This is a genomic window from Actinoplanes sp. URMC 104 (assembly GCF_051386375.1).
Classification (GTDB): Bacteria; Actinomycetota; Actinomycetes; order Mycobacteriales; family Micromonosporaceae; genus Actinoplanes.
Map to the genome: position 1 here is coordinate 729,471 of NZ_JBPQTO010000007.1, position 25,860 is coordinate 755,330.

The window sequence follows — 25,860 nt, forward strand, 5'->3', positions numbered from 1 at the left end:
GACGAACTAGGGTATGTTACCGGCAAGTAACCGGAGGGAGCCGTCATGCCCACGCTCGAGCGCCGCGACGCCGTCTTCGTTCTGGATCTCGGCGACGGCGAGAACCGCTTCCACCCCGACTGGCTGTCGCAGGTCGAGTCGCTGCTCGACGAGGTGGAGAAGTCCGACGGGGACAAGGCCCTGGTGACCGCGGCGACGGGGAAGATCTGGTCGAACGGCCTGGATCTCGAGTGGCTCTTCGAAAATCCCGATCAATTTCCCGCGTACGGCGTACGCGTGCAGGCGCTGCTCGCCCGCGTGCTCACGCTGCCGTTCTTCACTGTTGCCGCACTGCAGGGCCACACGTTCGCCGCGGGTGCCATGCTCTCGCTTGCGCACGATTGCCGAGTGATGCGTGCTGATCGCGGTTTCTGGTGCCTGCCCGAGGCGGACATCAACATTCCGTTCACGCCGGGCATGTCGGCGCTCATCCAGTCCCGGCTGACCCCGCAGACCGCGCACGAAGCCATGGTCACGGCCCGCCGCTTCGGGGGCGAGGAGGCGTACGCCCGGCAGATCGTCGACCGCGCGGTGAGCGAGTCCGAGGTGCTCACCGCGTCGATCGAGCTCGCCGCCGCCCACGTCGCCAAGGCCGGGCCGACGCTCGAGACGATCAAATCCCGTCTGTACGCCCCCGTGGTCGAGGCACTGCGCGCGCTCGACTGACGACTGGTCCGCCCTGTGCATCAGAGCGCGAACAGCAGGGCGGCGCTGATCAACAGGACGACAGCGGTGGCGAAGTGGATGCCGAATGCCACGGCCCTGGATCCGCCGTGCCGCAGGACGATCAGCACGTCGCCCAGCGGGATGATGGCGCCGACGAGCATGTACCAGCCGGCGGCGTGCGGGCCCGAGAACGCCAGCAGCGCCGCGCCGAGGAGGCTGAGCGTGAAGTCGCGCAGTCCCTTGATGGTCAGGTACGCGGAGTCGCCGTTCTCCTTCGCGGAAACCCCGTAGCCGACGGCCGCGGTACGCGGGGCGAGCAGGAATCGCAGGCCGATGAGGGCCACGAGAGCGATGACAACGATGGCGAGCCCATAGGCAATGACAGTGAACACGGAGCATCCTTAGATCTAGCATCGCTAGGAACAAGAACGACGCTAACAGATCGCCGATAGATCGGCTAGCGCTGCTAGGAAGCGGCCGTGTCTGCACGATCACATCGGCGGTGAACAGGTCGAACGCAAGCGGCTAATCATCGCGGCGGCACGGCAAGTGACCAAGGGTCGAGCGGCGGGCACGGTGACCAGGAGCTTGTAGACGAGCGGGGCCAGGGTCGGGGTAGACGAAGCCCTCGGGTATCGGCACCGGGCCGTCGGCCTCGACCATCACCAAGCGCGCAACGGCCTGCCGCCGAGCAGGCACGTTCTCTGCAGCTACTTCAGAAGGCCCGCTGTCTGCAGCTAGCTCAGAAGGCCCGTTCTCTGCAGCCACCTCAGAAGGCCCGTTGTCTGCAGGTAGCTCAGAAGGCCCGTTCTCTGCAGCTACCTCAGGAGGAAGGACGCCATCGTGTCAGCCGCTTCTCGCGCTGCGCGGCGTGGACCTCACGGACGGGGCGAGACCCGCGTCCAGTTCCGCTCCCCGCGCCGGGACGTGGCCTTCACGCACCGCTCGCAGATGTAGCGCACCTCGTCCTGGGGCGTCACCTGGTCGGTAGCGCGGAAGTCGAAAGGAACGTGCGGGAATCGGCGCAAACGCGTACGGCTGAGTTGCAGCCCGCACACGGTCTGGTTGGTGCCCTGCCGCCAGGCGTGCACCTCGCCGCCCGGCTGCCGCACCCCGTCCGACCCGATCCACTCACTCGACGCGGCGACAGCGTTCATGCAGCCCGCATGCCCAGCCGGCGACCGATTACACCGTTGCGTCCGCAGTCGGCCGGTCGCCTCACCGATTCGGCTACCCACGGCTGGTTCCGGCGCGCCCACGGCTGGTTCCGGCGCGCCCACGGCTGCAAGGTCCGTCCACGGCTGAAGAGGATCTGCCTAGGGCTGGAATGGTCTGCCCACAACTGAAGAGGTCTGCCAAGGGCTGGGACGGTCCGCCCACGGCTGCGCGATCCGCCCCACCGCAAGTGGGTACGTCTGGGACTGGAGCGATCCGCCCACGGCTGCGCGATCCGCCCCAGCGCTGAAGTGGGGTTTGCCTAGCCTGGAGCGGTCCACCCAGGCTGCGGTCCGTCCCACCGCTGAAGTGGGTCCGTCCAGGACTGGAGCGATCCGCCCACGGCTGCAAGGTCCGCCCCACCGCTGAAGAGGATCTGCCTAGGGCTGGAATGGTCTGCCCACGGCTGAAGAGCTCTGCCTAGAGCTGGCACGGTCTGCCCCACGGCTGAAAAGGTCTGTGCACGGCCGAAAAGGTCTGCCCACGACTGAAGAGGTCTGCCGAAGGCTGGAATGGTCCGCCTTCAACTGAAGATGTCCGCCCCAGGACTGGAACGGTCCGCCTACGACCGAAAGGGCCGCCCACCGCTGAAGAGGGTCAGCCTAGGGCTGCAACGGTCCTCCCACGGCTGCAAAGGTCCGCCACCGCTGAAGAGATCCGCCTGAGGCCAGAGAACGGACCGCCCACGGCTACAAAGGCCCGCCACCGCTGAAGAGATCCACCTAAGGCCAGAGAACGGACCGCCCACGGCTACAAAGGCCCGCCACCGCTGAAGAGATCCACCTAAGGCCAGAGAACGGACCGCCCACGGCTATAAAGGCCCGCCACCCCTGAAGAGATCCGGCTTGGGCTGGAACGGTCCGCCCACGGCTGAAAAGGTCAGCCACCGCTGAAGTTATCGGCCTAAGACTAGAGAACGGTCCGCCCCGGCTGGAACGGTCGGCCCCGGCCGGGGCGGTTCGCTCGGCCGACCGGTTTGTCCGCGGGTCAGGCGGGAATCCGGTGGTCATGACCGAGCAACCGCACCGCATCGACATACACCCGACCGACGAGCCGGACGGCACGACGGCCTACGAGGCGTCGCTGCAACCGCCCGGTCGGTCCGTCGAGTTCGAGGAGGACGACCAGGGCGACCTGGCGCCGGAGGACAAGCGCGGCACCCAGGACGAGGGGCCGCAGCCGGCGGAGGTCGACCGCGCGGGCTACAACACGCGGGCGACCTCCGGCGACTCGCCGAACTACCGACCGGACTGAGCAACAACAGGGAAAAGCGCGCCGAAGCCGGCGACAACGAGCGCTATCAAGGCAAGCAACAACACGCAAAAGCGCGCCGTAGCCGGCGACAACGCGTGAAACCGAAGGCAAGACAAACAAAGAAAAGTGGCCCGAAGCGTAGAACACGCTTCGGGCCACTTTCGCGTGATCAGCGGGCGGGCGCGGCCCGCCGGGAGGTGAGCAGGCCGAGGGCGATCATGCCAACGCCGAGGAAGAAGTGCAGCCAGTCGTCCGCGGTGTTCACCGGCACGAAGTTCGCGGCGCTGTTCTGCCCGATGACCAGCCCGTAGAGCCAGAGCACCAGATAGACGGCCCCGCCGCCGATGAGGAAGTTGCGCGCGCCCGGGGCGGTGCGGGCCAGCAGCAGGCCGGCCACGCCGAACAGCACGTGCACGATGTTATGGAGCACGGACACCTGGAACACGCCGAGCAGCTGCGCGTCCGAGTGGTGCCCGGCGAAGGTCAGGTCGCTGTAGTTGGTGGTGATGCCGGGGATGAAACCGGCCACGCCGACGAGCAGGAAAACGACGCTGACAACCAGCGCCGCGGTACGGACTGGGCTGCGTACGCCTGCTACGCCGCCGGCCGCCGAGTGGGTAACCATGAGAACGGTCCTCTCCTATGAGACCGTGCGCATTCCCGGCGCAGGCAGCGACAAACGTCAGTCGCCGGCCGCCTTGAACAGGGCCGCGATCTCCGCGTTCGAGAGGTGACGGAAGCCACCCGGACGCAGGTCGCCGAGGCGCACCGGGCCGACCGCCGTACGGATCAGCCGGCTCACCGGGTGCCCGACCGCCTCCATCATGCGGCGGACGATGTGCTTGCGGCCCTCGTGCAGGGTGATCTCCACCTGCGCGGTCTTGCCGAGCGCGCCGACCAGCTTGAACGCGTCCGCCTTGGCCGGGCCGTCCTCCAGTTCGACGCCGGACAGCAGCTGACGGCCGACGTTGCGCGGCAGCGGACCGTTGATCACTTCGGCGAGGTACGTCTTCTGGATCCCGTACCGCGGATGGGTGAGCTTGTTGGTGAGCTCGCCGTCGTTGGTGATCAGCAGCAGGCCCTCGGAGTCGGCGTCGAGCCGGCCCACGTGGTGCAGCCGCACGTCGAACTGGCCGACGAAGTCCGCGAGCTCGCTGCGGCCCTTCTCGTCGTCGAGCGTCGACACGACGCCGCGCGGCTTGTTGAGCGCCAGGTAGACGAGCTTGGTGTCGGTGATCACCCGCTGCCCGTCGACCAGGATCTCGGCGGTGGCCGGGTCGACCTTGTCGCCGAGCTTGGCGACCTTGCCGTTGACCGTCACGCGCCGGCGGAAGATCAGGTCTTCGCAGGCGCGGCGGGATCCAACACCGGCCGCCGCCAGGACTTTCTGGAGGCGTTCGGCGGTGTCAGCCTGAGGCATCGAGCACTTCTTCCACGTCGTCGGGCAGGAACGGGGCGAGCGGCGGCAGCTGGTCGACCGAGTTGAGGCCGAGCTTCTCGAGGAACAGCCCGGTCGTGCGATACAGGTGTGCCCCGGTTTCGCTCTCGGTGCCGCATTCCTCGATCAGGCCGCGGGTGACAAGCGTACGCATGACGCCGTCGCAGTTCACACCGCGGATGGCGCTGATCCGCGAGCGGGTCACCGGCTGCTTGTACGCGACCACAGCCAGTGTCTCGAGCGCGGCCTGGGTCAGCCGCACGGACTGCCCGTCGAGAACGAACCTTTCCACGTACGCCGCGTATTCCGGCCGCGTGTAGAGACGCCACCCACCCGCGACGCGCCGCAGGTCGAACCCGTGCCCCGCCGCCGTGTACCGCGCCGACAGGTTGTCGAGCATCCGCGCCACGCGCTCGGTCGGCTGCTCGAGGATCTGCGCGAGCTGCAGCTCCCCCACCGGCTCGTCCACCACCAGCATGATCGCCTCCAACGCCCCCGCCAGCTCGGCGTCGTCGGTCAACCCCGGCAGATCAAAGACTTCCGCCGTACGATCCTCAGCCACCGCCGTCCCGTAGGGCTCACCCTCGCGGCGTTGCTGCCCGGGCACCACCGCGCCCCGACCGACCGGCGCAGCAGCGGCCGCCTGCACGGCATCGTCGCCGCCGTCGGCAGCCTCGTCGACGTCAGCTTCAGCGGCGTGCGCGGCGTCAGCGGCGTGCGCGGCGTCGGCAGCGTGCGCGGCGTCGGCAGCGTGCGCGGCGTCGGCATCGTGCTCGGCGCTAGCGTCGTCGTCAGCGGCGTGCTCGGCGCTGGCGGCGTCGGCATCATGCTCGGCGATAGCGGCGTCGGCGTCGTCAGCGGCTTCGTCGTCGTCAGCGAAGTCGTCCTCGTAGGCGGGCGGGTCTTCGTCGTCACGGTCCGTGGCCGGAACCTCGTCGGCGAACGGCAGGTCCACCTCGCCGTCGTCGCTGACGTCGTCGTCGGCCGCCGCGTCGAACACGTCGCCCGCGTCGTCGCCGTCCGGGGGCAGCGGCGCGTCCACCGGGATGCCTGGCTCGTCGTCGTTCGCCGTCTCGGCCGCTTCCTCGATCGCATCCGGCACCGGCAGTTCCGGGCCCGGCGTCACCTCGACCGGCTCCTGCTCCCCGTCCCCCACCGGCGCGTCGACCCCGACGCCCTCGTCCTCCGGCGAGCCGAGCGCCGGCCCCTCGAACGCCGGATCGAAGTCGTCGTCGTCCGCAAGCCCGGCCTCGTCCAGCAAGTCCCCGTCCCCCGGCCCCTGACCGGCGCCGGCACCATCGTCCCCCGGGTCCGCCTGGTCCGCGCGTGCCTCGATCCGCGAGCGGCCGTCATTCGCGCCCCCGCGAATGTCATCCAGCTCGGCATCCCCAGCGCGAGCGCCGTCCCCCTCGTCCCAGGTCTCGGCCTCGGCAGAAGCGGCGGCGGCCCGCGCTTCCTCCTCCGCCTGCGCCTGATATGCCCGATCCGGAGGCCGCGACGCCCGCTCCCACGGCGGCACCCAGGCAGCAGCCTGCGCCGCAAGTGATTCCGACTGCTCGTCGTTGCTCACGCCTGCTCCTCCGCGTCGTCCACGTCGTCAAGATCATCATGCCTGGCCCGGCCGCCATCACGCCCGACGTCGGACAGGTCGACGAGCTCGGAGGATTCGGCAAGGTCGCGGAGCTCGCCCTCGGCAGGACCGTCAGGCTGTTCCAGCTCGACGGCGGCCGGCGCGGGATCCGCATCGTAGGCAGCGTCGGGGTCTGGGGTGGGCTTGGTGCCCTCGTAGTCGTCGATGTCGAGCTCGGCATCGGCCGCGTCGCCGCCGATCCAGCGTACGGTCAGCTCGTCGAGGGACACCGGCTGGTCGAAGTCGACCAGGCCCTCGCGGTAGAGCTCCAGCAGGGCCAGGAACCGGGCGACCACCTCGAGCGTGTTCTCGCAGTCGGCCACGAGCAGCGTGAACGTAGCTTGCCCGGCGCGCCGCAGGCGGTCGCGCAGCAGGGCGGCATGTTCGCGGACGCTGACCCGCACCTGGTGGATGTGCGCGATCGACACCTGGGGCGGGCCGGGCTTGGGGGCGAACTGCTTGAGCGCCAGCTTGAACAGCCGCTCGGGGCCGATGCCGAGCACGAGGTCGGGCAGCGCCTCGGCGTACCGCGGCTCCATGGAGACCGCCCGCGGCCAGCGGCGCATGCCGGTGGCCTCGAGCTCCATGATGTGCGCCGCGGCCTCCTTGTACGCCTTGTATTGCAGCAGGCGGGCGAACAGCAGGTCGCGTGCCTCGAGCAGCGCGAGGTCCTCCTCGTCCTCGACCTCGGCGGCGGGCAGCAGCCGGGCCGCCTTGAGGTCGAGCAGCGTGGCCGCCACCAGCAGGAACTCGCTGGCCTCGCCGAGGTCCCAGTCGTCGCCCATCGCCCGGATGTACGCGATGAAGTCGTCGGTGACCTGGTGCAGCGCGACCTCGGTGACGTCGAGCTTGTGCTTGCCGATCAGCTGGAGCAGCAGGTCGAACGGGCCGGTGAAGTTGTCGAGCCGGACCAGGAACCTGCCGGGGTCGTCGACCGGGTCGCCGTCGGCGTCCACGGCGACGCCGTCGGCGGCGACCGCCACGTCTTCCACGACGCCGGCCACCGCCGCGGCCACTTCTTCCTCGGCGAGGGGCGGATCGGCAGCGGGCGGAGGGGTCGACTCTTCAGGCACGTGCTGACCGTAGACCACGGCACCGACAACCTGCTCCCGCGTCACAGGTCACTCCCATCGCTCACGGTGATCAACGCCGGAGTCCGTACGGGGTGACTGCCCTGAAAGCCGCTATTCGGACGTAGCCTGGATCACACCGTCCACCTAGGAACTACGCACGTCAACTAATCTGGGGATCATGGCTTCGTTCAACGATCAGATCATCGAGCAGTTCCGAGCCAACGACGGGGTGCTGGGCGGCCACTGGGAGGGCAAGACCACGCTCCTGCTGCACACCCCCGGCCGCAAGTCCGGCAAGGTCACCATCAACCCGCTCGTCGCCCTGCCGGAGGGCGGCTCGTACATCGTCTGCGGCAGCGGCGGCGGCGCGCCCTCCGACCCGCAGTGGGTCGCCAACCTCGAGGCCCTCGACGGCCCCGTGACGATCGAGCTGGGCACCGAGACCCTCCAGGCCGACCACCGCGTCGTCCGCCCGGGCCGCGACGACGACTGGGAGCGCCTGTACGGCCTGTGGAAGGCCTACTGGCCCGACGCCGCCGACTACGAGACCAAGACCGACCGCAAGTTCCCGGTCGCCGTCATCACCGCCCGCTGACAACGGAAACCGCCCGCTGACAACAGGAACGTTCGCTGACAAACGGAAATGGGGCAGCCCACGGGCTGCCCCATCGTCCGTACGCGGTGGATCAGGGAAGGTCGCTCGGGCGCAGCACCCGGTCGATGCCGTGGGCGATCTGGCGGTTGCCCTTGTTGATGTCGAACCGGATGATCCGCGGGTCGCGGTCGTTGCGGTCGGCGTCGATCAGCTTGACCCTCTTGTGCCAGTAGCCGTAGACGTCGACCTTCACCTTCGCGCCGGCCGCCGTCTTGAGGCGGGCCCCGTCCGACTTGAGGGCGGTCTTCTTGGTGATCGTGGCGCCGGGCACCACGTGGTAGAGCAGGACGGCCTCGACGGTGTTGATGCCGAGCCCGGCCACGGCGGTGAACGCCTGCTTCTCGCTCGGCAGCCGCTTGGTCTTCTGCAGGTCGGCGACCAGGATCTGGAACGCGCGGTCGTTCGGGACGAAGGCGGTCAGCGGCTTCTTGCCGTCGGTCAGCACGCCGACGGGGCTGGCCGGCTTGGCCTTGAGCACGGCGAGCACCGCGGCGGTGAGGATGTCGTAGTCGTGGCCGTTGTGGTCGAACCCGCTCTTGTCGGCGGTCAGCACCGCGGCGAGCGACTTCGTGCCCAGCGGCTTGGTCTTTCCGTGCGCGGCGGCCGGCGCTGCGGTCAGGGCCGAGGCGACGATAGCGGCGGTGGCCACGGCTGCGGCCCGCTTGCCGAGTCGGATGGTCCTCATCTGTGCGTCCTTTCCGGTACGGGATGGTGGCAGCTCCGCCACCATCCCGTCCTTCGCCGGGAAGGGCCCCCGTGGATGCACCTAGGACGTCAAAGTTCCGCGCAGCAGGCTGCGGCCCGAGTGCGCCGCGTCGCCGTCGTGCGGTTCGTCGCTGACGTCGACCAGCCGGTAGCGGTTCAGGTCGGTGCCCGCGGGCACCGGCAGCATCACGTCCGGCCGGTCGGTGAGGTTGCCCAGCGCCACCATCTTGGTCGTGTCGTCCGGGTCGATCAGCCACACCTCGTGGAAGCCGGTCGTCAACGGCAGGTTGCGCACGTCGATCTCCAGCTGCCCGTCGGCCAGCACCCGTACGTTCCCGCTCGCGTCGGCCGGCACTGTGGACAGCGGCTTCAGCGTCGCCCGCGCCGTGACCGGCTCGGTCGCGGGACGCTCGAGCACCCGGTCGACGGCCACCGTGCCCGCGACCGCGACCACTGCCGCGGCGGCCGCGGCGATCGCCGGCATCAGCCAGCGCCGACGGGCCCGGGGCGCCTTCACACGGCGATCAGCCAGGTCGACGACCGGGGCGACCGGAGAGGCGATCTCAGCCTCGATCGCCCGCCAGACCCGTTCGGGCGGCGCGGGCAGGTCCTGCAGGTCCTGGCCCTCGGCGCCGAGCCCGGCGACGTCGCGCAGCGTCTGCAGGTCGTGCCGGCAGCCGGCGCACTCGTCCAGGTGGTCGGTCTCGCCCAGCTCGGGTTGTTCAGAGAGCGCGAGTAGGACCAGCCGATCGGGATCCAAATGCTGCACCGTCCACCTCCCAACGACGTCGCAGGTTCGCCATTCCCCGCCGGATATGGCTCTTGACCGTACCGAGCGGGAGCCCGGTGACGGCCGCTATCTGGGGGTGGGTCAGGTCGTCGAAGAACGCCAGCTCCAGGGTGCGGCGCTGCTCCTCCGGCAGCCGGCCGAGCTCGTCGGCGACGACCAGCCGGTCGCAGACCCGCTCGGGTGTCTCGGTGCCGTCCGGCGGCGCCACCTGGGCCCGTACGGTCTCGGTCACCCGGTCGTCGCGGGCCGCCGACCGCATCCGGTCGACCGCCTTGCGCCGGGCTATCCCCAGCAGCCAGCCCAGCATGGTGCCGCGCTGCGGGTCGAACCCGTCGCGCCCGGTCCACGCCGCCACGAAGGTCAGCTGGGTGACGTCCTCCGCGTCCGCCCGGTTGCCCAGCAGACGCTGAGCCAGATACAACACTGCTGCTCCATGTCTTTCGTACGCCGTTCGCAATGCCTTCTCGTCGCCGCCGCGTAAACGCTCGGCGAGCTCGTCGTCGGAGCTCATCGACCTCCCTCCCGCGCAGGGGTTCTCCCGAGTCATTCGGAGCCGGAGGCCCGGATGGATGCATCCAAATTCCGTGCATCCATCCGGCGGGGCCGCGGCGAAGGACCGGGCGTAGGTCAACCCCGACGAGGAGCATCGATGGCACAGAAGAACCTCCGCCGCGCGGCCACGGTCGGCGCGGTCGCGCTCATCGCCTTCGGCACCGCCGGCGCGTTCACCCCCGGGCCCGCGTCCGCCCGGGCGAATTCGCAGGTGTACGTGGTGCACGGCATCCCCGGGCAGCCGGTGGACGTCTACGTCAACGGCGAGCGGAGCATCCCCGGCTTCCAGCCCGGCAAGGTCGCCGGCCCGCTCAGCCTGCCCACCGGGCAGTACGACATCGCGCTCACCAAGCCCGGCGACGCGATCGGCAACGCGCTGCTGACCGTCGACGACGCCGAGATCCCGAGCGACGCGAGCATCAGCCTGGTGGCCCACCTCAACGAGGGCGGCGACCCGGCCCTGACCCCGTTCGCCAACGACACCAGCAGGCTCGCCCCCGGCAAGACCCGGCTGATCGTGCGGCACACCGCCGCGGCTCCGGCGGTCGACATCCGGGCCGGCGGAAAGCCCGTCTTCGAGGACGTGACCAACGGCAAGGAGGGCAAGGCGGACCTGGACGCGGGCAGCGTCTCGGCCGACGTGGTGCTCGCCGGCACGCAGACCCGGGTGCTCGGCCCGGCCGAGCTGAACCTCGCCGAGGGCGCCGCGACCATCGTGTACGCCGTCGGGTCGGCCGAGGACAAGACGCTGGACATCGTGTCCCAGACGATCGACGGCCTGCACTCGGCGCCGGGCGGCGTGCCCGGCGGCAGCGGTGGCCGCGCCGACCGGGGAGCGTCGCTGCCCTGGTACGGCCTCGGCGGGGCCGGCATCCTGCTCGTCCTGCTGGGCGCCTTCCGGTTGGTCGCCGCCCGCCGATGAGCACGCACGACAGCGCGCCCCGGCCTCGGCCGGGGCGCGCCCTGCTCCTCATGCTCGTCGGCGCCGTCCTCGCCGCCACCGCCGGCGCCGTCGTGTGGCGGTCGCGGCCCGCGGCCGACTTCGGCACCCCGGTGAGCGCCGCACCGGCCTCAGCGGCGGCTGCCGTACGCGTCCGCGTCGACGACGGCCGGCTGCCCGCCCGCACCGGCGCCGACGCACCGGCTCGCCTGCGCATCCCCGCGCTGGACCTGGACGCGTCCGTCGAGGCCGTGGGCATCGACCCGCGGACCGGCGACTTCGCCGTCCCGCCCAGCGTCGACCGGGTCGGCTGGTACCGCTACGGTCCCGGCTTCGCCGCCCGCACCGGCTCGATCGTGATTGCGGGCCACGTCGACAGCGCGGCCGAGGGCGAGGGCGCGTTCTTCCGGCTGGGTTCGCTCGAGGCCGGCGACGTCGTGACGCTGACCGCCGCGGACGGGCGGGCCCGGTCGTTCGAGGTCTTGGCCCGCGAGCGGTTCCGCAAGACCGCGATCCCGCTCGAGAGGTACTTCGCCCGCGACGGCGCGGTGCGGCTGACGCTCATCACGTGCGGCGGCCCGTTCGACGCCGCGACCGGGCACTACCGCGACAACGTGGTGGTCACCGCGGTCACGCGGCCAGGGCCATCTCGGCCGGTGCTCCCTTCAGGTCGTACACGTTCATGACGACGCTGCGCGCCCAGCGCATGCGCACGCATGCGGACTCGGGGTAGTCGCCGTAGGCGGCGGCGAGGGCGGCGACGCATCCGCGGGTGCCGCCGCTGAGGCGCACCGTACGGGCGATGGCTGCCTCGACCAGGTCGGGGCTGGGGCGCGAGCCGGACGGCAGGTCGCTGGCGAACAGGGCGGCGGCGCGGGCGGCGAGCAACTGGTTACGCATCTCGATCAACTCCGGTGGAAGAGCCTTGAGTGAGGAACACCCTCAGAGTGCGCCTGCCGCGCCACAGATCGCCTCCAGGTTTCTCCCGGAGGCACGAATTCGGGGGTTACCCCCAGACGCGGACGAACACCAGGCCGAGCCCGTTGAGGATCTGCAGCAGGAACGGCGTGCCGAACGGGAAGATGCAGAGGATCAGCAGCACCAGCACGCCGACGTTCTTGTCCTCGAACCACAGCCGCATCCACTGCAGGCCCTGACCAGGCTTTCTCACGGCGTTGTAGAGGATGCCGAAGCCGTCGAGCGGCGGGATCGGGATCAGCTCGAGCAGGCCGAAGCAGAGCAGCCCGACCGCGAGCGACAGCAGCACCTGGTGCCCGATCGGCAGCCCGATGCCGAGCAGGACGTCCGCCGGTCCGATGAACGACAGAACGTTCTCCGGGTACGTCAGGGCGTACGCCAGCAGGAGCAGTTGCGACACCACGATGCACACCAGTGGCCCGGCCGCGAACACCGCGATGGCCCGGGCCCGTCCGCGGTAGCGCGGGATCTCGTCCACGGAGATCATCCGGCCCCAGCCCATGCCGCCGATCGCGGCCGCCACGGCGCCGAACGGGTCGACGTCCTCGCGCAGCCGGGGTGTGATCGACTCGCGCCGGTCGGCCAGGCCCAGGCTGCGCGCGGTCAGCCGGATGGCGAAGGCGCGCAGCACCAGCGCGAGCAGGAACGAGACGACCAGGGCGCAGAACGCCACCGGCTCACCGAGCGCGTAGAGCAAGGGTCAGCCGCGCTCGGCCTTGGCGGCGATGACCTCGCGGGCGAGCTGGCGGTAGTTGCGGGCGCCCGAGGACGCGGGGTCGAGCGTCAGGATCGGCGCGCCGGCCACGGTGGACTCGGGGAACTTGACCGTCTTGGTGATGACGGTCTGGTACACCTTGTCGCCGAACGCCTCGACCACCCGCTGCAGCACCTGGCGGCAGTGGGTGGTGCGGGAGTCGTACATGGTGGCGAGGATGCCCTCGAGCTCGAGGTCGAAGTTGAGCCGCTCGCGCACCTTGTCGATGGTGTCGAGCAGCAGCGCCACGCCGCGCAGCGAGAAGAACTCGCACTCCAGCGGGATGAGCACGCCGTGCGCGATGGTCAGCGCGTTGATCGCCAGCAGGCCCAGCGAGGGCTGGCAGTCGATCAGGATGAAGTCGTACTCCTTGCGGACCGAGCGCAGCACCCGGGCCAGCGCCATCTCGCGCGCGACCTCGTTGACCAGCTGGATCTCGGCGGCCGACAGGTCGATGTTGGCGGGCAGCAGGTGCAGGCCGGCGACGTCGGTCTTGATGATGACGTCCTCGGCGGTGACGTCGTCCTGCATGAGCAGGTTGTAGATGCTCAGGTCGAGGTTGTGCGGGTTCACCCCGAGACCCACGGAGCAGGCGCCCTGCGGGTCGAAGTCGACCAGCAGCACCTTGCGGCCGTACTCGGCCAGGGCCGCGCCGAGGTTGATCGTGGTCGTCGTCTTGCCGACGCCGCCCTTCTGGTTCGCCAGGGCGATGATCCGCGCGGGTCCGTGCCGGTCGGTGGGCATCGGCTCGGGGATCGGACGGCGCATCGTGTACGCCGTCGGGTCGGCCGGGCCGAGGTCGGCGCCCAGGTCCATGGAGCCCTGCTGCTCGCGGAGCACCGAGGTCCAGGCCTCCGCCCGATCGCCGCTTCCTGCCATGACCCTCGCCCCCTTCCGACTCGTGCAGCCTCGTACGAGGTGGAGCCGATGCCCGACTGTACGCCACGCGCGTCGTCGATCGGAGGGTCAGCCTTCGGCGTGTCGCCATCTATGGGTGCGCAAGCTTCTAACGAGCGCGCGGGTGAGCGGTCGCGTACACCTCGCGAAGTCGGTCCACCGTGACCAGTGTGTAGATCTGCGTCGTGGTCACCGACGCGTGCCCGAGCAACTCCTGCACGACCCGCACGTCGGCGCCGCCGTCGAGCAGGTGGGTGGCGTACGAGTGGCGCAACGTGTGCGGGCTCACCGCGTGCGGCCCCTCCACGGGCAGCCCCGCCGCCTCGGCCGCGCGCCGCAGGATCGTCCACGCGCTCTGCCGCGACAGCCGGCCGCCGCGCGCGTTGAGGAAGACGGCGGGCGTGCCCTGGCCGTTCGCGGCGAGCGCGGGCCTTCCCCGTACGAGATAGGCCCCCAGCGCGGCCTTGGCATAGCCGCCCACCGGCACCAGCCGGGTGCGCCCGCCCTTGCCGTGCAGGATCGCGGCCGGCTCGTCGCCCAGCTCGAGGTCGTCGATGGCCGCGCCGACCGCCTCGGAGATGCGCGCCCCGGTGCCGTACAGGAACTCCAGCAGGGCCTTGTCGCGCAGCCCGAGCGGGGTGTCGTCGGGCACGGCCAGCAGCCGGGTCACCTGGTCGACGTCGAGCGCCTTGGGCAGCCGCTTGGCCGGTGACGGCGGGCGCACGTCCGCGGACACGTCGGCCGCCACCAGCCCCTCGCGGGCGGCGAACCGGTGCAGCCCGCGGACCGCGCTGATCGCCCGCGCCGCCGACGAGGCAGCCAGGCCCTCGGCGCGCAGCGTGGCCAGATGCTCGGTGATCTGCGCGGCGCCCACTGCGGCGAGATCGTCGATCCCGGCCGCGGCGAGCGCCTGCGCATACCGTTCCAGGTCCCCGCGGTACGACGCGAGGGTGTTGCGCGACAGCCCACGCTCGACGGTCAGGTGGTCGAGGTAGGCCGTGATGACGCGCTGCACCGTCAGTTGAGCACCTCGTCGAGGGTGAGGGCCCGCATGCCGTGCGCCTCCGCGACCGGTCCGTAGGTGACGTGCCCGTCGTGCGTGTTCAGGCCGAGAGCCAGCGCCGGGTCGGCCTTCAGCGCGTCGCGCCAGCCGAGGTTGGCCAGTTCCAGGGCGTACGGCAGGGTGACGTTGGTCAGTGCGTAGGTGCTGGTGTGCGGCACCGCGCCCGGCATGTTCGCGACGCAGTAGAACAGCGACTCGTGCACCTTGTAGACCGGGTCGGCGTGCGTGGTGGGGCGCGAGTCCTCGAAGCAGCCGCCCTGGTCGATCGAGATGTCGACGAGCACGCTGCCCGGCTTCATCCGCGACACGAGCTCGTTGGAGACCAGGTTGGGCGCCTTGGCCCCGGGGATCAGCACCGCGCCGATCACCAGGTCCGCGTCCAGGACCGCCTTCTCGATCTCGTACGCGTTGGAGGCCACCGTCTGCAGGTGACCGCGGTAGTCGGCGTCGGCCGCCCGCAGCCGCGCGATGTTGCGGTCCAGCACCAGGATCTCGGCCTGCATGCCCAGCGCGATCGCCGCCGCATTCATGCCCGAGACGCCGGCGCCGATGACCACGACCTTCGCCGCGTAGACGCCCGGCACGCCGCCCATGAGCACGCCGCGCCCGCCGCCCGAGCGCATCATGTGGTACGCCCCCACCTGCGGCGCGAGGCGCCCCGCGACCTCGCTCATCGGGGCCAGCAGCGGCAGCGAGCGGTCCGGCAGTTCGACCGTCTCGTACGCGATGCCGGTCACCTTGCGGTCGATGAGCGCGTCGGTGCACTCCTTGGACGCGGCGAGGTGCAGGTAGGTGAAGAGCACCTGCCCGGGCCGCATCCGCGGGTACTCCTCCGCGATCGGCTCCTTGACCTTGAGGACGAGGTCGGCCGTGCCCCACACGTCGTCCGCCTCGTCGAGGATCGTCGCCCCGGCCGCCACGTAGTCACCATCGGTGATCGACGACCCCGCGCCCGCGCCCGCCTGCACATAGACCTCGTGCCCCGCGCGCCGGAACTCGTACACCCCGGCGGGCGTGATGGCCACCCGGAACTCGTTGTTCTTGACCTCACTGGGAATGCCGACCTTCATTGAGCCGACACCGTCCTTTCTCAACGCTGAGTGACGTCCCGTAGCGGCCGGGGTGCCCGGCCCGCCCCGCCGCAGACTACTCCGCCCACCGCGCGGATGATCCTCTTACTGGCTCACCGTGCGGGGGCTTCAGGACACGGTGCGGCTGTTGAGCGTCAGCGCGTGCGGTTCGGTGTCGGGCTCGTCCAGGCCGAAGCTCAGGATGCGGCGCGGGTGGATCCGGATGATCGGGCCGGGAGTGCCGTAGCCGGAGTCGGCGGGCGCGTCGAGGGCCTCGGCGGTGCCGCGGATCTCGAGGCAGCGGACCCGCCACGGGCTTGTCGAGGAGATGTCGTCGACGACGAAGGCGACCTGGCCGGTCGCGGCGACGTTGCGGTACTTGCGGCTGGCCGCCATGTTGTGGCCGGCGATGTCGATCGTGCCGGTGGCCTCGTTGTGGCGGAAGCCGACCGGGCTGTTCTGCAGGGTGCCGTCGGGGCGCAGGGTGGCCAGCCGGCCCAGGTGCTGCGAGGCGAGGTAGGCCCGTTCGGCCTCGGTGAAGGTCATCCGACCACCCTGCGACTTGAACCGACGTTGAAGTCAAGCCCGGTGGGGTATAGCCGGATCATGAGCGATGACCGCACCGAGCAGTACGAGGAGTACGTGTCCGAGGACGGCCCCGGATCCGCCGACGGCAAGGCGTCGCCCGCCGAGCGCGCCCGGCCCGAGGAGCAGGCGCACGGCGGCAGCATGGCGCCCGGCCTGGTCGACGACGCCGGCAACCAGATCGCCGAGCCCCCGCCGAACCCCGCGGACCGCTAGCCCGTCCGCCACGCGCCGGCCGTCCAGGCGATGACATCCCGACGGGCGGTTGTCGTACGGTCCTCGAGCACGCGGCCGCCCTCGGTCAGCCGCCAGTGGAACAGCCCGTCGGCGTCCACGACGACGAACGGCTTGCCGTCGCGCGGCTCGAACGCCAGCAGGTCGTCCGGCGCCACCCCGAGGTCCGCGCCGAGCCGGGTCACCTCGTCGCGCAGCACGTGGAGGTTGTGCTCCGAGGTGCCCGGACCGGCGTCGCGGCGGAACAGCTTCATGCCGTCAACGGTAGGCGGAGTCGCGGCCCCGGTCACGCCCTGCCACCAGCGACGCTGCGGTGACGGCGACGGCGACGGCGAGAAGGCTCATGGTGCCCAGCCTGACGACCGGCGCCGGCGGGCACATCCGGGAAGTGCCCTAAGGCGTACGGATGATCGGCACGCTCAGCCCGGCCAGGTCGGGAACGTCCTCGGCCACGTCCGTGATGACCCCGCTCACCTCGGCCAGGGGCAGGACGACGTACGGCGACGCCACGCCGATCTTCTCCGCGCTGGCCATCACGTACGTCTCGGCGGCGCGCGACGCGAGCGTCCGTTTCATCGCGGCCTCGTCGGAGTCGCCGGTGGTGAGCCCGGCCTGGCGGTGCACACCGGTGACACCCAGCAGGAACACGTCGGCGTGCACCCCGCGCGCGGCCTCGGCGGTGGCCGCGCCGCTGGTCACGGCGGAATGCTTGAACAGCCGGCCGCCCAGCACCAGAACCTCGACGGACGGATGGGTGACCAGAGCCGCGGCCACGGTGACGCTGTGCGTGACGATCGTGGCCTCCAGGTCGGCGGGCAGGGCCTCGACCACGGCCAGCGCGGTCGTCCCGCCGTCGAGCAGGACCGTCGAGCCCTGACGGATGAGGCCCGCGGCCGCGGCCGCGACGCGCCGCTTGCTCTCCGGCGCGACGTCGATGCGCGTCGCGTAGTCCGCCGCGGCGGGGGCCATGGGCAGCGCACCGCCGTACACCCGCTGCAGCAGACCCGCCGCGGCGAGATCGCGCAGATCCCGGCGGATGTTGTCCTCCGCGATGCCCAGCTCCCAGGCGATGTCCTTCGCGACGATCTTGCCCTCGTCGCGCAGGCGGGCCAGGAGGAAGTCGCGGCGCTCGGCCGGCAGCATTACGTGTTTCTCCTCATTGTTGTCGACTGTTGCGTGTTTAGCGGCTAGCGTACTCCGCATGACGGACCTCGGCACCCCCGGCCTCGACCTGCCCGACGCCCGCGGCCGCACCGGCCTCGACCGGGCCGGGCGCGACCTCACCGGCAACCCCGACGTGGTGATCCGCGAGGTGGAGCTGCTCGCCACCGCCTGGCACGTGCTGCGCCGCACCACGTACGACTACCGCCACCGCGACGGCCGCTGGACCACCGAGCAGCGCGAGACGTACGACCGTGGCGACGGCGCGACGATTCTGCTCTACGACCCCGACCGGCGCACAGTTTTGCTCACCCGGCAATTCCGGTATCCCGCCTATGTGAACGGCCACCCCGACGGCATGCTGGTCGAGGCCGCCGCGGGGCTGCTCGACGACGACGATCCGGCCAGCGCGATCCGCCGCGAGACCGCGGAGGAACTGGGCGTGACCGTGGGCGAGCTGCAGCCCGTGTTCGGCGTGTGGATGAGCCCCGGGTCCGTCACCGAGCGCCTGCACTTCTACGCCGCGCCCTACACCGCCGCCGACCGCACCGGCCCCGGCGGCGGACTGGCCGACGAGGGCGAGGACATCGAGCCGGTCGAGCTCGACTTCGACGAGGCCCTGCTGCGGACGACCGACGGCCGCATCGCCGACGCCAAGACCATCATGCTGCTCCAGTGGGCCGCCCTGCACGGCCCCTTCCGCACGTCCGCATAGCTCAGCGCCTCCACGATGCGGTATGGATTGATTGGGATGAGTGCATGAGCCGGCTCCGCTGCCATGCTCGCGGGCACACCGTCACCGCATCCGGTGGCGGCACCCCCGAGCTGTACGGAGGACCTTCGTGCGAGCACCATTCGTCCTCGGCGCCGCCGCGCTGACGCTGGGGCTGGCGACCGCGCCGGCCTCGGCCGTTCCCACCGCGGCGCCGGCAGCCGCGCCCGGCACCGCGGCACTGGCAGCCGCGCCCGACATCTCCGTCACGAGCGTCAAGGCGCACCTGACCCAGTTACAGACCATCGCCAACGCCAACGGCGGCAACCGGGCTCACGGCCGCCCCGGATACCTCGCCTCGGTCACGTACGTCAAGAACCTGCTCGACGCGGCCGGCTTCGTCACGCGCCAGCAGTCGTTCACCTACAACGGCGCGACCGGCTACAACCTGATCGCCGACTGGCCGGGCGGCGACACCGCGAACACCCTGATGGTCGGCGCGCACCTCGACAGCGTCACCGCCGGGCCGGGCATCAACGACAACGGCTCGGGCTCGGCCGCCAACCTCGAGGTCGCCCTCGCGGTCGCCCGCTCCGGTTTCCAGCCCGGCCGGCACCTGCGCTTCGGCTGGTGGGGCGCCGAGGAACTCGGCCTGCGCGGCTCCACGGCGTACGTGAATTCGTTGACGACCGCGCAGAAACGCGAAATCACCGGTTATCTCAACTTCGACATGGTCGGCTCGCCGAACCCCGGCTACTTCCTGTACGACGGCGACAACTCCGACGGCACCGGATCGGGTCCCGGCCCGGCCGGTTCGGCGCAGATCGAGCAGACCCTCGCTGCGTACTTCTCCACGATCGGCGTGCCGACACGCGGCACGGATTTCGACGGTCGTAGCGACTACGGCCCGTTCATCGCGGCGGGCATCCCCGCGGGCGGCATCTTCACCGGCGCCGAGGGCCGCAAGACCGCCGCGCAGGTGCAGCTGTGGGGCGGAACGACCGGCGCTTTCGACCCCTGCTACCACGCGTCGTGCGACACCACGGCGAACATCAACGACACCGCGCTCGACCGCAACTCCGACGCCATCGCGTACGCGGTCTGGACGCTCGCCGCGGGCGGCACCACTCCCCCGCCGACGGGCTCCACGGTGTGGTCCGACGACTTCGAGACGGCCAAGGGCTGGACGGCCGGCGCCTCCGACACGGCGACGTCCGGGCGCTTCGAGCGTGCCGACCCCGCCGCCACGACCTCACAGCTGGGCAACGCGGCCGGCGGCACGTACGACCTGGTCACCGGCGCCTCGGCCGGCACCAGCGCGGGCGCGAACGACGTGGACGGCGGCACCACCACGCTGCTGTCGCCGTCGATCACCCTGCCGACCGGCACGCTGACGCTCGACTTCAGCTGGTACCTGTCGCACCTGACCAACGCGAGCAGTGCCGACTACTTCCGCATTCGTGTCGTCGGCAGCAGCACCACGACCACCGTTTTCACGCAGTCCGCGTCGGCCACCGACCGCGCTCCCGCGTGGACGACCGGGACGGCCAACCTGTCGTCGTTCGCCGGCCAGACGATCCAGCTGAGCGTGGAGGCCGCCGACGCCTCCACGGCCTCCCTCGTCGAGGCGGCCGTCGACAACATCCGCATCACCCGGTCCTGACCCGTACGCGGGTGACGGCCCCACCGTCACCCGCGTACCACCGGGGGTTGTCTCAGCCGCCGATCTGGTCGGCGGCGAACTGGGCACCCTGCCCGACAGTGCCGTTACGGGCGTACGCGAGGTGCGCGGCGAAGTTGCTGCCACCACCGCACACCGGGTCGCCGGTGTTGCAGAACTCCTTGGCGCGGCCCGCGAACTCCGGGGCGGCCTGCGCGATCGTCTGCCGGCGGATGCCGAGCGGGTTGCCGTAGACCACGACGGCGGCCACCTTCGAGCGCAGGTTGGCCGGGATGGCCTGGCCCTGCGTGCCCACGCCGCGGATGCCGATCGCGATGTCGGTGACGGTCGCGCCTTGCGAGTAGCCGCCGATCACGAACTGCGTCTCCGGGCAGTTCTGCGCGACCTGCTGGATGTGCTGGGTCATGTTGGTGGCGCCGGGCCCGGCGCTGGCCTGGTTGGACGCCGCCGCGTAGACCACCGCGAACGAGCCCACCTTGGCGTTCGGCAGCTCGCCGGCGAGGGCCTGCGCGAGCGGCCGTCCCACGATGCCCAGCCCCTGCGGCTCACCGGTGCCGCGGGCGAACACGAGCTCCACGTCCGAGCACCCGGCCGCGTTCTGCCCGCCGCCGACCGCGCCACCCTGGTTGCCGCCACCACCGACCGCGCCACCGCCGCCGGTCGCCCTACCGCCGCCGACCGCACCGCCACCGACCGCACCGCCGCCGATTGCGCCACCGCCGCCGACTGCTCCGCCGCCGGCGCCCTGGCCGAACCGCTCCCGCAGCCGCTCGAAGAAGGACCCGCCACCGGCGCTGCCGGCCGCGCTGCCGCCGAGGCCCGGAATCGTGCCCGCGAACGCCGTGGGCGTCACGACCGCGCCGGCCGCCACCACTGCCGCGCTGATCCCCACCAGCACGAGCCGCCGCGACCGTCCGCCACTGCGGCGGGTCCCCACACGCCTTTTCCGCATTTCCGTACTCCTGTCGATGACCAGCCGGCCCCACCAGCCGACTTGCTACAGGCCGGTACGCGACACGCCCTCAGCGCGGATCGAAGATTCGCACCACGGATAAGTGCGGCAATGCGACGGAAATGAATCTCCGCAGTTCACAGCGTTGAGACAGCCGTCTCAGAATGACCGCGCACAAACGCGAAACAACTGTCCGCGTGAAATTGTCGACTTCATTGAACGTTCTTGCCGGATCCGCCCGTTGCGGGTTTCTCCGCGTTCTCGCGGCGCCTGTGGGTAGGGCCAGCCCTACCCCCGACCCGGGGGAGAGCAGCAGTGCCCCGCGGCCCGGACCGTTGATCTACTTCGGACATGCCTTTTTCCGTACGTTCCCGAGCCGGCGCACTGTGCTGGGCGGTGGCAGCCCCGCTGTTCCTGGCCGCGAACATCGTCGTCGGCCTGGCCTGGGACCACCCGCGCTTCAGCTGGGCCACCAACAACGTCAGCGACCTCGGCAACGTGCACTGCGGCATCTGGGACACGACCCGCCCGCGGTACGTCTGCTCGCCGTGGCACGACAGCATGAACGCCGCCTTCGTGCTGACCGCCGCGCTGCTGATCGCAGGTCTGTTCCTTGCCAGGCGCACCTGGGGCGCGGGCCGCGCAGGCTGGTGGTTGATGCTGCTCGGCGCCGCCGGACTGGGCCTGGTCGGCGCCTTTCCTGCAGACGTCAATGAGAACGTCCACCTCCTGGCCGCGCTGCTCGTCTTCGCCGCCGGAAACCTCGGTCTGCTCCTGGCCGCCTTCCCCCGACGCACCACCTGGCCCACCCACCTGCGCACGGCCGCCCTGCTGTCGGGCGCGGCCGGCCTGATCGGCGGCGCACTCTTCCTGGCGCAACAGGACCTGGGCATCGGCCCCGGAGGAATGGAACGCGTAGCGGTCTTCCCGCTGACACTCTGGGCCACCTATGCCGGAGCCACCCACCTCGTCCAGCGACACAGATCCGGCCACCGTCCCGAGCCCACGATTCCCCCGCGTTCGGCTGGCCGCTGAGTCGTGGCCGCGCCCGCGCGTTCTGCGTGTCCGCCGCACCCAGTTGTCCCGGGCTCGCGTTCGAGCGAAGCCGCGATGCGCGTCCGGCTGACCCCCATCGCCGGCACCTGTGGTGATGCGACGAAAAAGCGGTGGTGCGGGTCCGACTGGACCCGCACCGCCGCCGCTGTTTTACGGTGTTACTTCTTGGCTGTCGCTGCGCCCTCAGCGCCCGCGTCGGCCTCCTGGCCCGCGCCCGCCTCGTCGCCCGCGCCCGCCTCTTCGCCGGCACCGGCGTCCTCGCCCTGACCGGCCTCCTCACCGGCGCCCGCGTCCCCGCCCTGACCGGCCTCCTCACCGGCGCCCGCGTCCTCGCCCTGACCGGCGTCGCCGCCGGCGATGCCGGCCGCAGCCTTGGCGTCGGCGAGCGCGAGGCAGGCCTGCAGCAGGCTCTGCTGCGCGGAGGCGACGGCCTTGGCGGCCGCGGCAGCAGCGTCACCAGCACCGGCACCGGCGTCCTCGCCCTGACCGGCTTCCTGACCCGCGCCGGCCTCTTCACCGGCGCCGCGCTGCTCGCCGGCGCCCGCTTCCTCACCAGCTCCGGCCTGCTCACCCGCGCCGTTGCCCTTACCGGCGCCGGCCTGCTCGCCCGCGCCGTTGCCCTTACCGGCGCCGGCCTGCTCGCCCGCGCCGGCCTGCTTACCGGCGCCGGCCTTCTGACCCTTGCCCGCAGCCGCGGCCCGGGCCTTCAGCGTCTTCGCCCACTTCTTCGCAAGAGCCTTGTTCTGCGCTTTCGCCGCCGGCGAACCGGCAGCCGCTTCCTCGCCCTGCCCGGCGTCCTCGCCGCCCTCGGCGGCAGCCGCGTCGGCCGCGAACGTGTCGCAAGCCGTCTCGAGGGCCGCGGCCGCGTCGGCCGCCGCCTCGCCGGGGGCCTGCTGCTCGACCGGGGCCAGCTCCTTGCCGTCGCAGACGACCGCGCCGGCGTTGACCTGCACGTCGGCGCACGCGGCCACGTCGAACTGCTGACCGTCCACAGTCACCAGGTCCACGGCCTTGGTGTCGGTGCCGGCCGAGGCCAGCTGCACCCCGGTGACGCCCATGGCAACGACCACCCCGGCGACAGCCAGCGCGCCGATCGTCTTCCGCCGGTTGCCCTCGTTGGGGCGTCGGTACGTGCGGGACCTCATGACCACTCCTCGTCGTCGGACGTCGATGTCACCGGTGTTGCGGGCCAGTACGGGTCCCGACCACCGCCCGGTTCAACGCCTCCGTCGGCGACAACGCCGAAATACCGCCGCGAGATCAACAAAACCGCAGGTCAGCGCACAGCAAGAAAATCTTGAAAATGAACCCGAAAGCCGGGGACCCGCCCGTGGACGAACGCCGCCGGAGGTTCCGGCGAGCGCGGGCCGGTGGCGGCCGTCCCGCGCTCGCCGAGCTTCGATCGGCGGTCAGATCGCCGGAGCGTCCACCGGCCGCAGCGTCGCCCACCCTTCGTCGCGGGCGCGGGCCGTCGCGAGCAACCCGCCCACGGCCGCGGCGTTGGTGATCTCGCCGCGGAAGACCATGGCCACGGCCTCGTCGAGGTCGACCCAGGCCACCTCGAGGTCGGCCTCCTCGTCGGTCCGCTCGAACCGCGAATCGGCCGGCACCGGCGTCAGGTCGCGGGCCAGGAACAGCCGGATCGTCTCGTTCGAGAACCCGGGCGAGGTGTGCAGGTCGACCAGCAGGTGGTACCGCTCCGCGCGCAGGTCGACCTCCTCGGCGAGCTCGCGGGCCGCGGCGGTGACGAGGTCCTCGCCGCCCACGTCGCGCAGGCCGGCGGGCAGCTCCCAGAGCCGCGCCCCGACCGCGTGCCGGTACTGCTTGATCAGCACGACGCGCCCGACGTCGTCGAGGGCGACCACACCGACCGCGCCCTTGTTCTCGACCACGTCACGCTTGGCCGTGCCGCCCGAGGACATCGTGACCTCGTCGGAGAACACGGTGAAGATCGGCCCGGCGTACCGCGACACGCGGGAGCGGGTCTCGTGCGCGAAGCCGGTCACGACGGGTCCACCGGCAGCTCGTCGGCGGCCGCGTACGAGATCGCGGCCTTGACCAGCCCGTCGAACAGCGGGTGCGGCCGGGTGGGGCGGCTCTTGAGCTCGGGGTGCGCCTGCGTTGCCACGAAGTACGGGTGGGTGTCGCGGTCGAGCTCGATGAACTCCACGAGCCGCCCGTCGGGCGAGGTGCCCGAGAACACCAGCCCGGCGTCGGCCAGCTTGTCGCGGTAGTCGTTGTTGACCTCGTAGCGGTGCCGGTGCCGCTCGGAGATGTCCGTCGACCCGTACACCTCGGCGACGATCGATCCCTCCTGGAGCGCGGCGGGGTAGGCGCCGAGCCGCATCGTGCCGCCCAGGTCGCCCTTGCCGGCCACGATGTCCTCCTGGTCGGCCATCGTCGAGATCACCGGGTACGGGGCCCGCTCGTCGAACTCCAGCGAGTTCGCGCCCGCCAGACCGGCCAGGTGGCGCGCGGCGTCGATCGTCATGCACTGCAGCCCGAGGCACAGCCCGAGGATCGGGATCTGGTTCTCGCGCGCGAACTTCGAGGTGTTCACCTTGCCCTCGATGCCGCGCACGCCGAAGCCGCCGGGGATCACGATGCCGTCGGCGCCCTTGAGGGCCGCGGCCGCGCCGGCGTCGGTCTCGCAGTCGTCGCTGGGCACCCACCGCAGCTGGATCTTGACGTTGTTGGCGAAGCCCGCCGCGCGGATCGCCTCGCTGACCGACAGGTACGCGTCGGGCAGGTCGACGTACTTGCCGACCAGCGCGATCGTGATCGTCCGCTTCGGGTGGTGCACGCGGTGCAGCAGGTCGTCCCACTGCGTCCAGTTCACGTCGCGGAAGGACAGACCCAGACGGCGTACGACGTACGCGTCCAGCCCCTCGCGGTGCAGCACCTTGGGGATGTCGTAGATGCTGGGCGCGTCCGGCGCGGCGACCACGGCCTCGCGGTCGACGTCGCAGTACAGCGCCAGCTTGTGCTTGAGCTTCTCGGGGATCTCCCGGTCGCTGCGGCAGACCAGCGCGTCGGGCTGGATGCCGATGTTGCGCAGCGCCGCCACCGAGTGCTGGGTCGGCTTGGTCTTGAGCTCGCCGGAGGGCGCGAGGTAGGGCACCAGCGAGACGTGCAGGTAGAACACGTGGTCGCGGCCGACCTCGTGGCGCACCTGGCGGATCGCCTCGAGGAACGGCAGCGACTCCATGTCGCCGACCGTGCCGCCGACCTCGGTGATGACGACGTCGGGCCGGCGGCCGGACTCGTCGGGGTCGGCCATCGCGAAGATCCGGCTCTTGATCTCGTTGGTGATGTGCGGGATGACCTGGACGGTGTCGCCGAGGTACTCGCCGCGCCGCTCGCGGGCGATGACCGCCGAGTAGACCTGGCCGGTGGTGACGTTCGCCTTGCCGGACAGCGCCCGGTCGAGGAACCGCTCGTAGTGGCCGACGTCGAGGTCGGTCTCGGCGCCGTCCTCGGTGACGAAGACCTCGCCGTGCTGGAACGGGTTCATCGTGCCGGGGTCGACGTTCAGGTAGGGGTCGAGCTTCTGCATGACGACCCGGAGCCCGCGCGCGGTCAGCAGATTACCGAGGCTGGAGGCGGTCAGGCCCTTGCCCAGCGAGGAGGCGACGCCCCCGGTGACGAAGATGTGCCGCGTTTCGCGCACTGTAGAGGCCAAGGCCCTGCTCCCGTGGGTCGTCTGTTCAACGATGCGAACCAGGACTGAAGAAAAGCCCTATCCACGGGAGTCCACCGT

The 25,860-nt window shown here is 71.0% G+C and carries 30 protein-coding genes; 9 read left to right on the top strand and 21 right to left on the bottom strand.

The window, feature by feature from the left end; all coding sequences use genetic code 11:
• The first annotated feature begins 45 nt into the window (after positions 1-45).
• On the top strand, positions 46-705 hold the full coding sequence (locus ACSNN8_RS24815) for an enoyl-CoA hydratase-related protein (protein WP_436651904.1): 660 nt from the start codon (positions 46-48) through the stop codon (positions 703-705).
• A 20-nt stretch (positions 706-725) separates the two neighbouring features.
• On the opposite strand, the gene ACSNN8_RS24820 is transcribed toward ACSNN8_RS24815, so the two are convergent.
• Together ACSNN8_RS24820 and ACSNN8_RS24825 are read right to left on the bottom strand one after the other, a co-directional pair.
• Positions 726-1,097 (bottom strand): DUF4267 domain-containing protein, encoded by a 372-nt coding sequence (locus ACSNN8_RS24820; RefSeq protein ID WP_436651906.1) that lies wholly within the window; start codon positions 1,095-1,097, stop codon positions 726-728.
• Positions 1,098-1,583: 486 nt separating this feature from the next.
• Positions 1,584-1,862 carry a hypothetical protein gene (locus ACSNN8_RS24825; protein ID WP_436651907.1) on the bottom strand — a complete coding sequence of 93 codons (279 nt, stop codon included), beginning with the start codon at positions 1,860-1,862 and terminating at the stop codon, positions 1,584-1,586.
• Between the two features lie 1,066 nt (positions 1,863-2,928).
• Here ACSNN8_RS24825 and ACSNN8_RS24830 point away from each other — a divergent pair.
• Positions 2,929-3,174 carry a hypothetical protein gene (locus ACSNN8_RS24830; RefSeq protein ID WP_436651909.1) on the top strand — a complete coding sequence of 82 codons (246 nt, stop codon included), beginning with the start codon at positions 2,929-2,931 and terminating at the stop codon, positions 3,172-3,174.
• 169 nt (positions 3,175-3,343) lie between these two features.
• Here the strand turns inward: ACSNN8_RS24830 and ACSNN8_RS24835 are convergent, their stop codons facing one another.
• The 4 genes from ACSNN8_RS24835 to ACSNN8_RS24850 are packed head-to-tail and all read right to left on the bottom strand — an operon-like array spanning position 3,344 to position 7,315.
• Entirely contained in the window at positions 3,344-3,799 is a 456-nt protein-coding gene (locus ACSNN8_RS24835; protein WP_436651910.1) for a DUF4383 domain-containing protein, read from the bottom strand.
• A 57-nt stretch (positions 3,800-3,856) separates the two neighbouring features.
• Positions 3,857-4,594, bottom strand: coding sequence for a pseudouridine synthase (locus ACSNN8_RS24840; RefSeq protein ID WP_436651912.1), 738 nt, complete (start codon positions 4,592-4,594; stop codon positions 3,857-3,859).
• The gene (gene scpB, locus ACSNN8_RS24845) at positions 4,581-6,182 is read right to left on the bottom strand and encodes an SMC-Scp complex subunit ScpB (protein ID WP_436651914.1); all 1,602 of its coding nucleotides are present in this window, start codon (positions 6,180-6,182) and stop codon (positions 4,581-4,583) included. The genes ACSNN8_RS24840 and scpB overlap by 14 nt, the downstream gene beginning before the upstream one ends.
• Positions 6,179-7,315: a segregation and condensation protein A gene (locus ACSNN8_RS24850; protein ID WP_436651916.1), complete on the bottom strand. Its 1,137-nt coding sequence runs from the start codon at positions 7,313-7,315 to the stop codon at positions 6,179-6,181. Before ACSNN8_RS24850 ends, scpB begins: the two co-directional genes overlap by 4 nt.
• A 178-nt stretch (positions 7,316-7,493) precedes the next feature.
• Between ACSNN8_RS24850 and ACSNN8_RS24855 the strand changes: the two genes are divergently transcribed.
• Positions 7,494-7,910 carry a nitroreductase/quinone reductase family protein gene (locus ACSNN8_RS24855; protein WP_436651917.1) on the top strand — a complete coding sequence of 139 codons (417 nt, stop codon included), beginning with the start codon at positions 7,494-7,496 and terminating at the stop codon, positions 7,908-7,910.
• A 91-nt stretch (positions 7,911-8,001) separates the two neighbouring features.
• On the opposite strand, the gene ACSNN8_RS24860 is transcribed toward ACSNN8_RS24855, so the two are convergent.
• The 3 genes from ACSNN8_RS24860 to ACSNN8_RS24870 all read right to left on the bottom strand — a co-directional run bounded on the left by ACSNN8_RS24860 (position 8,002) and on the right by ACSNN8_RS24870 (position 9,976).
• Entirely contained in the window at positions 8,002-8,655 is a 654-nt protein-coding gene (locus tag ACSNN8_RS24860) for a fasciclin domain-containing protein (RefSeq protein WP_436651918.1), read from the bottom strand.
• Positions 8,656-8,736: 81 nt separating this feature from the next.
• Positions 8,737-9,444: an anti-sigma factor gene (locus tag ACSNN8_RS24865; protein WP_436651920.1), complete on the bottom strand. Its 708-nt coding sequence runs from the start codon at positions 9,442-9,444 to the stop codon at positions 8,737-8,739.
• Complete coding sequence (locus ACSNN8_RS24870; protein WP_436651921.1) at positions 9,398-9,976, bottom strand: RNA polymerase sigma factor; 579 nt, start codon at positions 9,974-9,976, stop codon at positions 9,398-9,400. The genes ACSNN8_RS24865 and ACSNN8_RS24870 overlap by 47 nt, the downstream gene beginning before the upstream one ends.
• A gap of 138 nt (positions 9,977-10,114) precedes the next feature.
• Between ACSNN8_RS24870 and ACSNN8_RS24875 the strand changes: the two genes are divergently transcribed.
• Together ACSNN8_RS24875 and ACSNN8_RS24880 are read left to right on the top strand one after the other, a co-directional pair.
• Positions 10,115-10,939, top strand: a complete 825-nt coding sequence (locus ACSNN8_RS24875; RefSeq protein WP_436651922.1) for a DUF4397 domain-containing protein — start codon at positions 10,115-10,117, stop codon at positions 10,937-10,939.
• Between the two features lie 50 nt (positions 10,940-10,989).
• The gene (locus ACSNN8_RS24880; protein ID WP_436651982.1) at positions 10,990-11,643 is read left to right on the top strand and encodes a class F sortase; all 654 of its coding nucleotides are present in this window, start codon (positions 10,990-10,992) and stop codon (positions 11,641-11,643) included.
• On the opposite strand, the gene ACSNN8_RS24885 is transcribed toward ACSNN8_RS24880, so the two are convergent.
• The 6 genes from ACSNN8_RS24885 to ACSNN8_RS24910 form a co-directional block, all read right to left on the bottom strand.
• Complete coding sequence (locus tag ACSNN8_RS24885; protein ID WP_436651924.1) at positions 11,588-11,857, bottom strand: hypothetical protein; 270 nt, start codon at positions 11,855-11,857, stop codon at positions 11,588-11,590. The genes ACSNN8_RS24880 and ACSNN8_RS24885 overlap by 56 nt on opposite strands.
• 106 nt (positions 11,858-11,963) lie before the next feature.
• Positions 11,964-12,632, bottom strand: coding sequence for a hypothetical protein (locus ACSNN8_RS24890; RefSeq protein ID WP_436651925.1), 669 nt, complete (start codon positions 12,630-12,632; stop codon positions 11,964-11,966).
• 3 nt (positions 12,633-12,635) lie between these two features.
• Complete coding sequence (locus ACSNN8_RS24895; RefSeq protein WP_436651927.1) at positions 12,636-13,568, bottom strand: ParA family protein; 933 nt, start codon at positions 13,566-13,568, stop codon at positions 12,636-12,638.
• A gap of 127 nt (positions 13,569-13,695) precedes the next feature.
• The gene (locus ACSNN8_RS24900; RefSeq protein ID WP_436651983.1) at positions 13,696-14,607 is read right to left on the bottom strand and encodes a site-specific tyrosine recombinase XerD; all 912 of its coding nucleotides are present in this window, start codon (positions 14,605-14,607) and stop codon (positions 13,696-13,698) included.
• The gene (ald, locus tag ACSNN8_RS24905) at positions 14,604-15,719 is read right to left on the bottom strand and encodes an alanine dehydrogenase (protein ID WP_436651929.1); all 1,116 of its coding nucleotides are present in this window, start codon (positions 15,717-15,719) and stop codon (positions 14,604-14,606) included. Before ald ends, ACSNN8_RS24900 begins: the two co-directional genes overlap by 4 nt.
• Positions 15,720-15,848: 129 nt before the next feature.
• Positions 15,849-16,265, bottom strand: coding sequence for a PPOX class F420-dependent oxidoreductase (locus ACSNN8_RS24910; protein ID WP_436651931.1), 417 nt, complete (start codon positions 16,263-16,265; stop codon positions 15,849-15,851).
• Positions 16,266-16,325: 60 nt separating this feature from the next.
• Here ACSNN8_RS24910 and ACSNN8_RS24915 point away from each other — a divergent pair, with 60 nt between their 5' ends.
• Complete coding sequence (locus ACSNN8_RS24915; protein WP_436651933.1) at positions 16,326-16,520, top strand: hypothetical protein; 195 nt, start codon at positions 16,326-16,328, stop codon at positions 16,518-16,520.
• Here the strand turns inward: ACSNN8_RS24915 and ACSNN8_RS24920 are convergent.
• Entirely contained in the window at positions 16,517-16,792 is a 276-nt protein-coding gene (locus ACSNN8_RS24920; protein ID WP_436651935.1) for a hypothetical protein, read from the bottom strand. The genes ACSNN8_RS24915 and ACSNN8_RS24920 overlap by 4 nt on opposite strands.
• A gap of 139 nt (positions 16,793-16,931) precedes the next feature.
• Entirely contained in the window at positions 16,932-17,681 is a 750-nt protein-coding gene (locus tag ACSNN8_RS24925; protein WP_436651937.1) for a DeoR/GlpR family DNA-binding transcription regulator, read from the bottom strand.
• Between the two features lie 58 nt (positions 17,682-17,739).
• Here ACSNN8_RS24925 and ACSNN8_RS24930 point away from each other — a divergent pair, with 58 nt between their 5' ends.
• Positions 17,740-18,414 carry an NUDIX domain-containing protein gene (locus ACSNN8_RS24930; RefSeq protein ID WP_436651939.1) on the top strand — a complete coding sequence of 225 codons (675 nt, stop codon included), beginning with the start codon at positions 17,740-17,742 and terminating at the stop codon, positions 18,412-18,414.
• A gap of 88 nt (positions 18,415-18,502) precedes the next feature.
• Positions 18,503-20,074, top strand: a complete 1,572-nt coding sequence (locus tag ACSNN8_RS24935; protein WP_436651984.1) for a M28 family peptidase — start codon at positions 18,503-18,505, stop codon at positions 20,072-20,074.
• Between the two features lie 52 nt (positions 20,075-20,126).
• Here the strand turns inward: ACSNN8_RS24935 and ACSNN8_RS24940 are convergent, their stop codons facing one another.
• Positions 20,127-21,044, bottom strand: a complete 918-nt coding sequence (locus tag ACSNN8_RS24940; RefSeq protein WP_436651941.1) for a cutinase family protein — start codon at positions 21,042-21,044, stop codon at positions 20,127-20,129.
• Between the two features lie 396 nt (positions 21,045-21,440).
• Here ACSNN8_RS24940 and ACSNN8_RS24945 point away from each other — a divergent pair, with 396 nt between their 5' ends.
• Entirely contained in the window at positions 21,441-22,079 is a 639-nt protein-coding gene (locus tag ACSNN8_RS24945; RefSeq protein ID WP_436651943.1) for a DUF998 domain-containing protein, read from the top strand.
• 179 nt (positions 22,080-22,258) lie between these two features.
• Here the strand turns inward: ACSNN8_RS24945 and ACSNN8_RS24950 are convergent, their stop codons facing one another.
• From ACSNN8_RS24950 to ACSNN8_RS24960, 3 genes are all read right to left on the bottom strand, one after another.
• Positions 22,259-23,245, bottom strand: a complete 987-nt coding sequence (locus ACSNN8_RS24950; RefSeq protein WP_436651945.1) for a hypothetical protein — start codon at positions 23,243-23,245, stop codon at positions 22,259-22,261.
• A gap of 264 nt (positions 23,246-23,509) precedes the next feature.
• Complete coding sequence (locus ACSNN8_RS24955) at positions 23,510-24,106, bottom strand: NUDIX domain-containing protein (RefSeq protein ID WP_436651947.1); 597 nt, start codon at positions 24,104-24,106, stop codon at positions 23,510-23,512.
• Complete coding sequence (locus ACSNN8_RS24960) at positions 24,103-25,782, bottom strand: CTP synthase (RefSeq protein WP_436651949.1); 1,680 nt, start codon at positions 25,780-25,782, stop codon at positions 24,103-24,105. The genes ACSNN8_RS24955 and ACSNN8_RS24960 overlap by 4 nt, the downstream gene beginning before the upstream one ends.
• Between the last annotated feature and the right edge of the window lie 78 nt (positions 25,783-25,860).

Coding starts and splice junctions, on each gene's coding strand:
- ACSNN8_RS24885 (WP_436651924.1), bottom strand. CDS start 11,857: ATGCGTAACCAGTTGCTCGCCGCCCGCGCCGCCGCCCTGTTCGCCAGC.
- ACSNN8_RS24825 (WP_436651907.1), bottom strand. CDS start 1,862: ATGAACGCTGTCGCCGCGTCGAGTGAGTGGATCGGGTCGGACGGGGTG.
- ACSNN8_RS24875 (WP_436651922.1), top strand. CDS start 10,115: ATGGCACAGAAGAACCTCCGCCGCGCGGCCACGGTCGGCGCGGTCGCG.
- ACSNN8_RS24895 (WP_436651927.1), bottom strand. CDS start 13,568: ATGGCAGGAAGCGGCGATCGGGCGGAGGCCTGGACCTCGGTGCTCCGC.
- ACSNN8_RS24920 (WP_436651935.1), bottom strand. CDS start 16,792: ATGAAGCTGTTCCGCCGCGACGCCGGTCCGGGCACCTCGGAGCACAAC.
- ACSNN8_RS24915 (WP_436651933.1), top strand. CDS start 16,326: ATGAGCGATGACCGCACCGAGCAGTACGAGGAGTACGTGTCCGAGGAC.
- ACSNN8_RS24910 (WP_436651931.1), bottom strand. CDS start 16,265: ATGACCTTCACCGAGGCCGAACGGGCCTACCTCGCCTCGCAGCACCTG.
- ACSNN8_RS24815 (WP_436651904.1), top strand. CDS start 46: ATGCCCACGCTCGAGCGCCGCGACGCCGTCTTCGTTCTGGATCTCGGC.
- ACSNN8_RS24830 (WP_436651909.1), top strand. CDS start 2,929: ATGACCGAGCAACCGCACCGCATCGACATACACCCGACCGACGAGCCG.
- ACSNN8_RS24855 (WP_436651917.1), top strand. CDS start 7,494: ATGGCTTCGTTCAACGATCAGATCATCGAGCAGTTCCGAGCCAACGAC.
- ACSNN8_RS24880 (WP_436651982.1), top strand. CDS start 10,990: ATGCTCGTCGGCGCCGTCCTCGCCGCCACCGCCGGCGCCGTCGTGTGG.
- ald (WP_436651929.1), bottom strand. CDS start 15,719: ATGAAGGTCGGCATTCCCAGTGAGGTCAAGAACAACGAGTTCCGGGTG.
- ACSNN8_RS24940 (WP_436651941.1), bottom strand. CDS start 21,044: ATGCGGAAAAGGCGTGTGGGGACCCGCCGCAGTGGCGGACGGTCGCGG.
- ACSNN8_RS24925 (WP_436651937.1), bottom strand. CDS start 17,681: ATGCTGCCGGCCGAGCGCCGCGACTTCCTCCTGGCCCGCCTGCGCGAC.
- ACSNN8_RS24870 (WP_436651921.1), bottom strand. CDS start 9,976: ATGAGCTCCGACGACGAGCTCGCCGAGCGTTTACGCGGCGGCGACGAG.
- ACSNN8_RS24835 (WP_436651910.1), bottom strand. CDS start 3,799: ATGGTTACCCACTCGGCGGCCGGCGGCGTAGCAGGCGTACGCAGCCCA.
- ACSNN8_RS24950 (WP_436651945.1), bottom strand. CDS start 23,245: ATGAGGTCCCGCACGTACCGACGCCCCAACGAGGGCAACCGGCGGAAG.
- ACSNN8_RS24860 (WP_436651918.1), bottom strand. CDS start 8,655: ATGAGGACCATCCGACTCGGCAAGCGGGCCGCAGCCGTGGCCACCGCC.
- ACSNN8_RS24840 (WP_436651912.1), bottom strand. CDS start 4,594: ATGCCTCAGGCTGACACCGCCGAACGCCTCCAGAAAGTCCTGGCGGCG.
- ACSNN8_RS24930 (WP_436651939.1), top strand. CDS start 17,740: ATGACGGACCTCGGCACCCCCGGCCTCGACCTGCCCGACGCCCGCGGC.